Annotated in this window: 1 protein-coding gene; it reads right to left on the bottom strand. The window is 72.8% G+C overall.

Annotation, left to right across the window (positions count from 1 at the left end):
• Positions 1 to 46 precede the first annotated feature (46 nt).
• Positions 47 to 12,352 carry a non-ribosomal peptide synthetase gene (locus tag HUX53_RS22750; protein ID WP_176405248.1) on the bottom strand — a complete coding sequence of 4,102 codons (12,306 nt, stop codon included), beginning with the start codon at positions 12,350 to 12,352 and terminating at the stop codon, positions 47 to 49.
• Positions 12,353 to 12,360: the final 8 nt, after the last annotated feature.

The raw sequence follows: 12,360 nt of genomic DNA, 5'->3' as shown, positions 1-12,360 counted from the left end.
GTTAGGCTCACCTAACCACGCAATGGGTGCGGCGGTATGAGCCCTCTCACCCGAGCCGGGCCAGCAGCCCCGCCACGGTGGGCGCGGACATCAGCGTGGCGATCTTCAGTCCCGCGCAGCCGGGCTCCCTCCTGATCCGGCGGACGAGTCTCATGGCGAGCAGCGAGTGGCCGCCGAGGTCGAAGAAGTCGTCGTCCGGGCCGACGCCGGGGACGCCGAGTTCCTCGGCGAAGATGCGGCACAGCACCGCCTCCCGGTCGTCGTCCCTTCTCGCCTCCGCCGGGGCGGTCTCCTCCGTCACGGCGCGGGCGGTCAGCACGGCGGGGAGCACGCCGACCTTCACACCGGGATCGTCAGCGACGGCCTCCAGCAGGTGGATCAGCCCGTCCGCCATCGCGGCGACGGTGTCCCGGTCGAACAGGTCGGCGGAGTAGTCGACGATCAGCCGGAGGTCGTCCGCCGCCTCGCGGAAGATGAAGTCCAGGTCGAACTTCGCCGCGCCCGGCGCGAACAGCGCCTCCCGCTGCTCCAGGCGGGGGAACCGCACGTCGCCGACGCCCTGGCTCTCGTAGCCGACCATCACCTGGAACAGCGGGTTGCGTCCGGGGACGCGGCGCGGGCGCAACGCCTCGACGACCGCCTCGAACGGCAGGTCCTGGTGGGCGAGCCCGGCGAGGTCGGCGTCCCGGACGCGGCCGAGCAGCTCCGCGAACGCGGGGTCGCCGGACACGTCCGCGCGCAGGACGAGCGTGTTCACGAAGAAGCCGACGAGGTCGCGCGCGGCCTCCTCGGTGCGCCCGGCGACGGGGCTGCCGAGCGGGATGTCGTCGCCGGCGCCCGTCCGGTGCAGCAGCGCGGCTACGGCGGCCTGGCACACCATGAACATGCTGGCGTTCGCGTCGCGCGCGACCTTGCGGAGGCGCCGCGTCAGGCCGGGCGGCAGGTCGGCGGTGAACGTCCCGCCGCGCTGCCCGACGGTGCCGGGGCGGGCCCGGTCCACCGGGAGCGGGATCTCCTCCGGGAGGCCGGCGAGGGTCCGGGCCCAGTGGTCGAGCTGCCGGGCGTGGACGCTGCCGGGGTCGAGCGGGTCGCCGAGCAGCTCCCGCTGCCACAGCGCGTGGTCGGCGTACTGGACGGGCGGCGGCTCCCAGGCCGGGGCCTCCCCGTCCAGCCGGGCGGCGTAAGCCTCGGCGACGTCGCGGGCGAACGGCCCGAACGACCATTCGTCGAACGCGATGTGGTGGAACACGGCGAGCAGCAGATGTTCGCGCTCACCCTCGGGGAACACGGCGACCCGCAGCGGGATGTCCTTGGCGAGGTCGAACGGCCTGGCGATCACGTCCGCGGGCGCGCAGGTGGCGACCTCCAGGACGGGACGCGCCTCTTCCGGGTCGAGAATCCGCTGGTAGGGGGTGCCGTCGTGCTCGGCGAAGACCGTCCGGAGGCTTTCGTGCCGCGCGGTGACGTCCCTGATCGCCGCTTCCATCGCCGCGAGGTCGAGGTCACCGCGCAGGTGCACGGCGAGCGGCAGATGGTAGGCGCCGCGCGGCCCGTCGTCCTCGCGGAGCAGCTGGTCGAGCAGCCACAGCCGGCGCTGCGCGGACGACAGCGGGATGCGCTCGGGCCTCTCCTTCGGCTCCAGGACGGGCCGGGGCTCCGCGTCCGCGTTGCGGTGCACGCGTTCCGCGAGCTCCGCGACCGTCGGCGCCTCGAACAGGTCGCGGATCGCCAGCTCGGCGCCCAGCACGGCCCGCGCGCGGCCGACCAGCCGCGTCGCGAGCAGCGAGTGCCCGCCGAGGTCGAAGAAGTCGTCGTCGATGCCTGCGCCCGGCGCGTCCAGGACCTCGGCGAACAGCGTGCACAGCAGCCGCTCGACGGGTGTGCGGGGCGCGCGGCCCGCCTTGCGCGGACCGTCCTGGCCGGGATCGGGCAGGGCACGCCGGTCGAGCTTGCCGTTGACCGTGAGCGGCAGCGCGTCCAGGGTCATGATCGCGCTAGGCACCATGTAACCGGGCAGCCTGCCCTTGAGGCTCTCCCGGACGCGCGCCGCCAGCACCCCGTGATCACGCGCGGCGACCGGATTGTTCGCATACGAGGCGGGCGCGCGCCCCGGCTCCGCCGGAAGGCACGCCACTCCCCCACCGAACACGGCGTCATAGCACCCGACCTGCTCGGACGGAGTGAGAACGACATCCGGGAACAGCGCGTAGAGCGTCTCCGGCTCGATCCCGTCCAGGACGTCGAGCGCCTCCCGCGCCTCGTCCGCCGATCCCCCTTCGCGGAGCATGCGCAAAGCGGCGACCTCACCAGCCAGCCTCGGGTCGGGAATCCCCCGCACCCGCAGGGTCCCCCCCGTTGACTTGCGGCGTGTTGTTGTTATCGGAGCCTCCATAGCCACAACACGCCGCAAGTCAACGAGGTCGTCGAGCGTGGTCCAGTCGATGGTCGGGGTGGGTGGGGTGGTGGTGGGTTGGGTGGTTTTGTGGAGGATGGCGTCGTAGCGGTGGCGGGTTAGTTCGTTGTGGTGGGTGCCTCGTTTGGTGAGGATGTCCACGCGGGTGCAACCGTCCAAAGCGGTGAAGAAGGCGGGGTCCAGGAGGAGTTCCTTTTCCATCCGGACGGCTCGTTCGATGGTGTCCAGGTCGGCGGAGCCGCGTCCGAGCTGGATCGCGGTGTGCAGGCAGCGGACGGTGCGCAGCTCGCGGACGTCGCCGATGAACAGCATCCCGCCGGGGACGAGTAGGCGCATCGCCCTGGCGATGACGTCCTGAAGGTAAGCGGCGCCCGGGAAGTACTGGACGACCGAGTTGATCACGATCGTGTCGAAGTACTCCTCGGGCAGGCTGGCGGTGTCGTGGGCGGGGCGGCAGCTCAGCCGGACGGGCGAGTCCGGGCCGAGGTCGGCGCGGAGCTTGTCGATGACGGGTTCGGAGAAGTCGGTACCCCAGTACTCCTCGCTTTCGGGGGCGAGGCGGGTGAGGAGGAGTCCGGCGCCGACGCCGATTTCCAGGACGCGGCGAGGACGCAGTGCGCGGATGCGTTCGACGGTCGTTTCGCGCCATTCGCGCATGTCGTCCAGCGGGATGGGGGCGCCGTCGTAGCTGCTGTCCCAGCCGGCGAACTCCTCGTGGTGGACGACGGTGCCGACCTCGGTGTACTCGGCGTCGTAGATCTGCCGCCATTCGGCGAGCTGCTCGTCGGCGGCGCTCTCGCGGGTGCCGTCCGGGACGATGTAGCCGACGAGGCGTTTCACGCCGGGGACGCCGGTGTCGGCGGCGACGACCGCGGCCTGCCCGACGCCGGGTTCTGCGGCGAGCGCGGTCTCGATCTCCTCCAGTTCGACCCGGTAGCCGCGGATCTTGACCTGGTCGTCGGTGCGGCCGAGGAAGTCGATGTTGCCGTCCGCGCGGACGCGCACGAGGTCGCCCGTCCGGTACATGCGGCCGCCGCAGAAGGGGTCGGCGACGAAGCGCTCGGCGGTCAGGTCGGCGCGGCCGAGGTAGCCGCGCGCCAGGCCGGCGCCCGCGATGTACAGCTCGCCGGGCGCGCCCGGCGGGACGGGCCGCAGCCAGCCGTCCAGGACGTACCCGCGGGTGTTCCAGATCGGCTTGCCGACGGTCGGGGTGGCGCTGTCCCCGGTGCCGCCGCCGAGCGTGTTGATCGTGTACTCGGTCGGCCCGTACAGGTTGTAGCCGAGGACGCCGTCGGCCTGGGCGAGCCTGTCCCACACGGAGGTCGGGACGGCCTCACCGCCGAGGAGGACGAGCGGCGGGCGGTGGTCGCCGTCCAGGAGTCCCTCGTCCAGGAGCTGCTGGGCGTAGGTCGGGGTCACGTTGATGACGTCGATGCGGTGCCGGCGGAGGTAGGCGGTCAGCGCTTCGGCGTCGCGGCGCAGTTCCTCGTCGCAGACGTGCACTTCGTGGCCTTCGATGAGCCAGAGGAGTTCCTCCCACGACATGTCGAAGGAGAAGGAGACGGTGTGCGCGATCCGGAGGCGCCGTCCCGCGGAGGCGACGACCGGGTCGAAGATGTTGGCGCGGTGGTTGAACTGCATGTTGGTGAGGCCGCGGTACGGCGTCACCACGCCCTTGGGGCGCCCCGTCGAGCCGGACGTGTAGATGACGTAGGCGGGATGGTCGAGCCGGCCGGGAGTGCCCGGGGCGAAATCTCCCAGTTCGTCCATGGTCAGGTCGGTGCCGGGGAGGTCGGCGAGGGTTCGGGCGGTGTCCGGATCGTCCAGCGCCAGGGTCGTCCCGGAGTGGGTGAGGCCGGCGGCGATGTCTCGGTGCGACACCAGGCAGGCGGGGGCGGCGTCCTGGAGCATGTAGTCGAGCCGGTCGGCCGGATAGTCGAGTTCGAGCGGCAGGTACGCGGCACCGGTGCGCAGGACGGCGAACAGCGCCACGACCATCTGCGCGGAGCGGGGCAGCGCGAGGGCGACGACCCGTTCGGGGCCGGCGCCGTTCGCGATGAGGAGACGGGCGAGGCGGTTGACCTCGGCGTTCAGCTCCCCGTAGGTGAGGCGGACGTCGGGCAGGGAGACCAGCGCGAGGTCATCGGGCTGGTCGGCCGCTTGTTCGGCGAGCAGTTCGGCGACCGTCAGTTCGGGGACGGGATGCCACGCCTCGTCCCAGTCGCGGCGGAGCCGGTCGTGTTCCTCGGGGACGAGGAGGTCGAGGCGGTGGCACGGCGTGCCGGGGTCGTCGGCGAGCTGGTGGAGAACCTTGAGGTAGCGGTCGGTGATGCGTTCGGCTTCGGCCTCGGTGAACGCGTCCCCGCGAAACATGACGCGGAGCCCGGTGCCCGGTTCGACGACCATGGTGATCGGGTAGTGGGTGGCGTCGCGGACCTCGCGGCCGAGGACGCGGAGATCGCCGTCCGGTCCGAAGCCGCGGTCGGTCGGCATGCCGGGGAAGTTCTGGAAGACGAACAGCGTGTCGAAGAGCGTGCCGAGGCCGGTGGCTCGCTGGACGTCGGCGAGCGCGACGTACGAGTGGTCGAACAGCTCGGACTGGGCGGCCTGGACGCGGTCGAGCACGGCCGCGAGCGCGTCCGCCGGGCCTGCCTGGACCCTGACGGGGATGGTGTTGAACAGCAGGCCGACCATGGATTCGACGCCGTCCACGTCGGGGTGGCGTCCGGAGACGGAGGCGCCGAAGACGACGTCGTCCCGTCCGGTGAGGCCCATGAGGGCCAGGCCCCACGCGGTCTCGAAGAGGGTGCTCGGGGTGACTCCCTGGTCGCGGGCGACGGCGTCGAGGCGTTCGGCGAGGGCGGGCGGGAGCGGACGGTGCACTTCGCCGGCGTTCGCGAGGTCGGCGGGCTTGTCGACCAGGCCGGGACGGACGAGGGCGGGCTCGTCAAAACCGTCGAGCGCGCGGCGCCACGCGTCCACGGCGGCGGCCTTGTCGCGGGTGTTCACCCAGTCGAGGAAGGCGCCGAACGGCCGGACGGGGCGGGCCTCCTCCGCCGCGGCGTCGGTGTACGAGTCAAGCAGGGAGGTGACGAGGAGGCCGCCTGACCAGCCGTCCAGGAGGATCAGCTCGGACGTCAGGATCAGGCGGTGGTCGTCGGCGGCGAGGCTGGCCAGTGCGAACCGGATCAGCGGCGGCTCGCCGGGGTCGAACGGCTCGGCCCGCTGGGCGTCGATGAAGGCTTCGAGTTCGTCTGGCTGCACGGTGGCGTGCGTCCAGGGCAGGTCGAACTCGTCGGGGATGAACTGGATGGCGCGGTCGCCGTCCGTCCGGAAACCGGCGCGTAGATTGGGGAACTTGGTCAGGACGGCCCGTGCGGCGCCCGCCATGCGCCCGTGGTCGATGGGGCCGGACAGTTTCACCACGGCCTGCTGGACGTAGATGTCGCGGCCTTCGCCGGCGAGCATCAGGTGGAAGAGCAGCCCCTCCTGGAGCGGCGAGAGCGGCAGCTCACCGGCCGGTTCGGCCTGCTGGGCGGGGGCCGCCTCGGTGGCGGGCGCGGCCGTCCGCGCGAGGGCCTCGACCGTCCGGAGGCGGAAGACGTCGCGGACGGTGAACGACAGGCCGGCGCGGCGGGCGCGGGCGACGAGGAGCGCCGCGCTGATGCTGTCGCCGCCGGTCCGGAAGAAGTCGTCGTCAGCGCCCACGGCGTCGCGGCCGAGGACGCTCGCAGCGAGCGCGGCCAGGACGCGTTCCGCCTCCGTCTCGGGTGCGCGTCCGCCGGCGGGGCGCCCCGGCTCGGGGAGCGAGCGGCGGTCGACCTTCCCGTTCGGGTTGAGCGGCAACTCGTCCAGCACGACCAGTTCGGCCGGGACGAGGTAGTCGGGAAGCAGGCTTCGCAGCGACTCGTGCAGGGCTTCGGTTCGGGCATCGCCGACGACGTATCCGATGAGCCGGGATCCGTGGGCGGCGACGGCGGCCCGCCGGACACCGGGCAGCGCGCCGAGCACGGCTTCGACCTCGCCCGGCTCGATCCGGAACCCGCGGACCTTGAGCTGGTCGTCCGTGCGGCCGAGGAAGTCGAGGCCGCCGTCCGGGCGGCGGCGGACGCGGTCACCGGTCCGGTAGAGGCGGGAGCCGGGCGGGCCGAATGGGTCCGCGACGAAACGCTCGGCGGTGCGGGCCGGGTCGCCGAGGTAGCCGCGCGCCAGCCCGTCCCCCGCCAGGTACAGCTCGCCGACGGGGACTTCACGGAGCGCGGCGTCCAGAACGTGGGCGCGGGTGTTGGCGATCGGCGTCAGCCCGCCGGCTTCGGCGATGAGGCTGTCGCCGGCTGCCTCGGAGCACCCGTACAGGTTGACCAGGCGAGTCGGGACCTGCTCGGCGAGCGCGGCGGGCAGCGCCTCGCCGCTGCTGATCCAGGTGGTGACGGACGACGGCAGCCCGTTCTCCGCGAACGCGGCGAGCAGGCTGGGGACGAGCGTGACGAGGCCAGCGCCGTGCCGTTCGATGAACTCGGCGAGCGCGACGGCGTCGGGCGCGGTCGCGTCGGCGGCGATGAGGACCGTGTCACCGGCGACGAGGCCGCCGAGCAGCTCGGTCGTGCCGGCGATGAACGCGGGCGACGACTTCGCAACGCGCACGCCGGGGGCCGCGAGGTCCGCTCCCCAGGAAAGCCGGTTGGCGAGAGCGCGCTGGGTGCCGACGACGGCCTTCGGCGTCCCCGTGGAGCCCGACGTGAAAATCACGTAGGCGGGATGGCGCGGGTCGATGCCGGCCCGCTGCCGGGGTGGGGCCACCACGGGCGGCTCGTCGCGGCCGGAGACGGCAGGCGTGCGGGTGGATGCCGGCAGCGCCCGGGCGTCCGTGCCGATCGCCGTCCCCGTGAGGCCTGGGAGGGACGCGGGCGCCTCGTCCCGGCCTGGTGCGGGCAGTGCGCGCACGAGCCGGGCGTTCACGCCGATCGCCGTCCCCGTGAGGTCCGGCGGATCGTCTGCGTGGACGACCAGCAGGGGGCGGGCCGTTTCCAGCATCTTCTTGATGCGGGCGGGCGGATAGGACAGGTCGATCGGGAGGTAGGCCGCGCCCGTTTTGAGGACGGCGAGGAGGGCGACGGCGAAGTCGGCGGAGCGTGGGAGGGCGAGCGCGACGATCTCTTCCGGGCCGGCGCCGGCGGCGGCGAGCCGGTCGGCGAGCAGCTCGGCGCGGCGGTCGAGGTCGGCGTAAGTGAGGGCGGTGTCGCCGAAGACGACGGCCGTCTTGCCGGGAGTTCGGGCGATTTGTTCCTCGATAAGCGCGGCGACCGTCCGGATCGGGAACTCGCGGGCGGTGTCGGGGTGCTCCACGGGTGCGCCGAGGGAGGAGAGCCGCCGCTCGGGGTCGGCGGTGACCTGGGTGAGCAGCTCGTTCAGGCCGTCCAGGAGCCCCTCGACGGTGGCGGCGTCGAAGAGGTCGGTGGCGAACGCGGCGAAGCCCTCGACCTCGTCGGCGCCCTCGGCGAAGTAGAGGTCGAGGTCGAACTTCACGCCGCCGGTCTCCGGCAGGAACGGCTCGGCGCGGACGTCCGGCAGCGTGAGGCGCACGTCGTCCAGCCGCTGGTGGACGACCATCACCTGGAACAGCGGGCTGCGGGCGAGCGAGCGTTCGGGGGCGAGCCTGTCCACGACCCGCTCGAACGGGACGCCGGCGTGCGAGAACGCGGCGAGGTCGGCGGCGCGCACCCGGTCGAGCAGCTCGGCGAACGTCGGGTCGCCGGACAGGTCGGTGCGCAGGACGAGCGGGTTGACGAAGACTCCGACGAGGTCGGCGAGGTCCTCGTCCGCGCGTCCGGCGATGGGCGAGCCGAGCGCGATGTCGTCGCCCGCGCCGGACCGCTGGAGCAGCGCGGCGACGGCGGCGTGCAGAACCATGAACACGCTGGTCCCCGTATCGCGGGCCAGCTCCCGAACCCCTGCGGCGGGAAGCCGGAAGGGCACGAGCCCGCCCCGGTGGGTGGCCTCCGCCGGGCGCGGCCGGTCGAACGGGAGGACCGTCTCCTCGGGCAGGCCGGCGAGCGTTTCCGCCCAGAAGTCGAGTTGGGGCGCCGGGTCGGGCGCGGCTTCGCGCTGCCAAGTCGCGTAGTCGCCGTACTGGACGGGCAGGGGCTCCCACGCGGGTTCGTTTCCGTCCCGCCGGGCCTCGTAGGCGCGTGCCAGGTCGGCGAGCAGCGGCGTGAACGACCACTCGTCGGCGGCGGCGTGGTGCAGGAGGAGGATCAGCGACCAGTCGTCGTCGCCGGTGCGGATGAGGGTGCCGCGGACGGGCAGGTCGCGGCCGATGTCGAAGACGTGCGCGGTGGCGTCCCGCTCGATGTCGGCCTGCCGTTGCCCGGTCTCGCCCCGTGCGTCGATGACGGAGAGGTGCACGGGTGCGTCCGGTTCCAGGACGCGCTGGACGGGCAGGCCGTCCGGCCCCTCGACGAGCAGCGTGCGCAGCGCCTCGTGCCGGGCGACGACGTCGGCGAACGCCTGGCCGAGGGCCTCGTCGTCCACCGGCCCATGGAGGCGGAGGCCCAGCGGCAGCGCGTATGACGCGGACGGGCCGCGCAGCCGCTCCTCCAGCCAGAGCCCGCGCTGTGCCGCCGACGCCGGGACGATGTCGGAACGTCCGACGTCGCGAACGCGCACCATGTCGGTCGTGACGAGCCTGGGCGCGAGCGCGGCGACGGTCGGGGCCTCGAACACGTCCGCGATGGACAGCTCCGCGCCCAGGACGGCGCGGGCCTTCGCCGCGACGCGGGTCGCCAGCAGCGAGTGCCCGCCGGGCGCGAAGAAGTCGTCGTCGATGCCGATCCCCTCGACGCCGAGCAGCTCGGCGAAGATCGCGCAGAGGGCGGCCTCGCGCGCGTCGCGCGGGGCGCGTCCGGACACCTCGGCCTCGGGCGCGGGCAGCGCGGCGCGGTCGAGCTTGCCGTTGACGGTGCGGGGCAGCGCGTCCAGGGCGATGAGGGCGGACGGCACCATGTACTCGGGCAGTGCTTCGGCGAGCGCGTTCCGGAGGGCCGTTTCGTCCGCGTTGTCCGATGGGACGTAGTAGCCGACGAGCCTGGGCTCGCCGGGACGGTCTTCGCGGACCACGACCGCGGCCTGCGCGATGCCCGGCTGCGCGGCGAGCACCGCCTGCGTCTCGGCCGGCTCGATCCGGAATCCGCGGATCTTCACCTGGTCGTCGGTGCGTCCGAGGTACTCGATCGACCCGTCGCGGGCGCGCCGCGCGAGGTCGCCCGTCCGGTACATGCGGGAACCGGGCGGCCCGGACGGGTCGGCGACGAAGCGCTCCGCCGTGAGGTCGGGGCGGCCGGCATAGCCGCGGGCGAGCTGCGCGCCCGCCAGGTACAGCTCACCGGGCACGCCCGGCGGAACGGGGCGGAGGCTCGCGTCGAGGATGTGCGCGCGGGTGTTCCAGAACGGGCCGCCGATGCCGGACGCGGGAAGGTCGGCGGACGTCGCCCAGATCGTCGCCTCGGTCGGACCGTACATGTTGGTCGCGAGCGCCGCCTCCGCCTGGAGGGTCTCGGCGAGCGCCGGGGGCAGCGCCTCGCCGCCGACCAGCACCCGGAGTCGCTTGAGCGCGGCCGGGTCTAGCGTGCCGAGCAGGGACGGGGTGCCCTGGACGATCGTGGCGTCCTCCAGCAGCCCGGCGAGCGCGGCGGGGTCGCGGACGGCGACCCGGTCCGCGAGGACGATCGTCGCGCCGCTGATCAGGGGCGCGAACAGCTCCAGTGCGGCGATGTCGAACGCGATCGTCGTCACCGCGACCAGGCGATCATCGGCATCCAGGCGCAGCTGGGACCGGGTGAAGAGCAGGAAGTTCGTCAGCGCGCCGTGCGGGATCGCCACACCCTTGGGACGTCCGGTCGAGCCCGACGTGTAGATGACGTAGGCGAGCTGGTCTGCACTTACCTCCACCGGCGGCGCGGTTCTTGAGTCCAAGGGGCCGTCGAGGAGGAGAAGGCTCGTTTCCTCCGGGAGGATTCGCGCGGTTTCCGGTGTGACGATCGCGCAGAGGGGCTGGGCGTCGTCCAGCATGTAGGCGAGCCGGTCGGCGGGATGGTCGAGGTCGAGTGGCAGATAGGCGGCCCCCGCCTTGAGGACGCCGAGCAGCGCCACGACGAGATCGGGCGTGCGCGGCAGCGCGAGTGCGATGACAGTCTCGGGCCCGGCGCCTCGGGCGCGAAGGTGCGCGGCGAGAGCCGACGACCGCTCGTCCAGTTCGGCGTAGGTGAGGGACTGCGCCCCGGCCTCGACGGCAGTTGCGGCGGGTGCGCGGGCGGCCTGCTCCGCGAACAGTGCGACGACGTTCGTGTCGGGAACCGGCTGGTCGGTGGCGTTGGCGTCCTCGATGAGGGCGCGCTCACCGTCGTCCAGGATATTCAGTGCGCCGATGGGACGGTCCGGGTCGGCGAGCGCGTCCCCGAGCAGCGTCTCCAGGTGGACGAGCAGCGCGTCAATGCGCTCGTCGTCGAACAGCTCGCGCCGGAACGTGGCCTCGACCGTCATGCCCTGCGGCCGGACGAACGCCTCCAGCGACAGGTCGAAATGTGTCGTCCCGTTGTGGATGTGCGTCCAGCTCGACGTGACGCCGGGCAGGTCGAGCTCGCCGATCTCCTGCGCGAGGAACAGGAGCATCGTGTCGAAGAACGCCGACCGTCCCCGTCCACGCGCGGGACGCAGTTCCTGGACGATCCGGTCATACGGCAACGTCTGGTGCGCGAAGCCCTCGGTGACCGTCCGGCCGGTGCGCCGCAGCGCCTCCCGGAACGTCGGCGAGCCCGAAAGGTCGGTGCGCAGCACGAGCGTGTTGCCGAAGTTGCCGACGAGCCGCTCGATTCCAGCGTGCTCCCGGTTCATCACCGCCGAACCGATGGCAACGTCGTCCGCGCCGGTGTAGCGGTGCAGCAGGACGGCGTAGCCCGCCATCATGACCATGTAGGGGGTGAGGTTCTCTTCGGCGGCGAGCTTCCGCATCCCGTCGGTCACGGCGTCATCGAACCGCCGCGACCGCCGCCCGCCCCGCTCGTCCACGACGGCGCCGCGCGGATGGTCGGCGGGCAGGTCGAGCGGCGCGGGCGGCGGATCCAGACGCTCCCGCCAGTAGGCGAGATCGCCCTCGTCGGCGGGCCGCCGCTGCTCCCACTCCGCGTAGTCGGCGTACTGGACGTTCAGCGCCGGCAGCCCGTCCGGCTCCCCGGTGACGGCTGAGCGATACAGCGCCGAGAGATCGCGCGAGAGCGAACCCCACGTCATCCCGTCCCACGCGATGTGATGGACGACCAGGACCAGCGCATGCTCGTCCGCACCGAGCCTGAGCAGCTCAAGCCGGATCGGCCGCCCGTTCCGCAGATCGAACGGCACTGCGGCCAACTCCGCCGCCCGCGCCTCGGCGTCCTCGCACGCACGGGGCTCAAGCCCCACCGAGTCGTCCGCGCCAACGACCTGCACCGCCCGCACATCCGCGTCCTGGGACGCGACGGGCAGGAGACCGAAAGCACCGTCGTCCGTGGCGGCCTGCGGAGGCCGGGCAGGAGTGCCGGTCACCGTCCTCTCAGACGCGTTGAGCAAGGGACCGGACGCCATTTCGTCACCGGCGTCCGAGTAAGTCGTGCGGAGGACGGCGTGGCGGCGGATCAACCCGCGCAGCGCATCCCGCAGGGCGGCGGTGTCGAGCGGACCGTGCATGCGGATGAGGAGACAGACGTTGTAGGCGGGGCTGTCCGGGAACGTCCGGTGGTGCAGCCACATGCTCTGCTGCGCGTAGGACAGCGGCGCCGGGCCGTCCGACTCTCGGGGAGCGAGCCCGGCATCACCGGATCCCAGCCCGGCCTCGGCCATCATCCGCCGCATCAGTTCGCGCCGCCGCTCCGCCGTCGTCTGCACGCCCGCCCTCTCGTCCGACCTCATGATCGCGA

Origin of the sequence: Actinomadura sp. BRA 177 (assembly GCF_013372625.1) — a bacterium.
GTDB lineage: Bacteria > Actinomycetota > Actinomycetes > Streptosporangiales > Streptosporangiaceae > Spirillospora.
The sequence above is the reverse complement of the archived record's forward strand: the minus strand, read 5'-3'. Positions and strand labels throughout refer to the sequence as shown.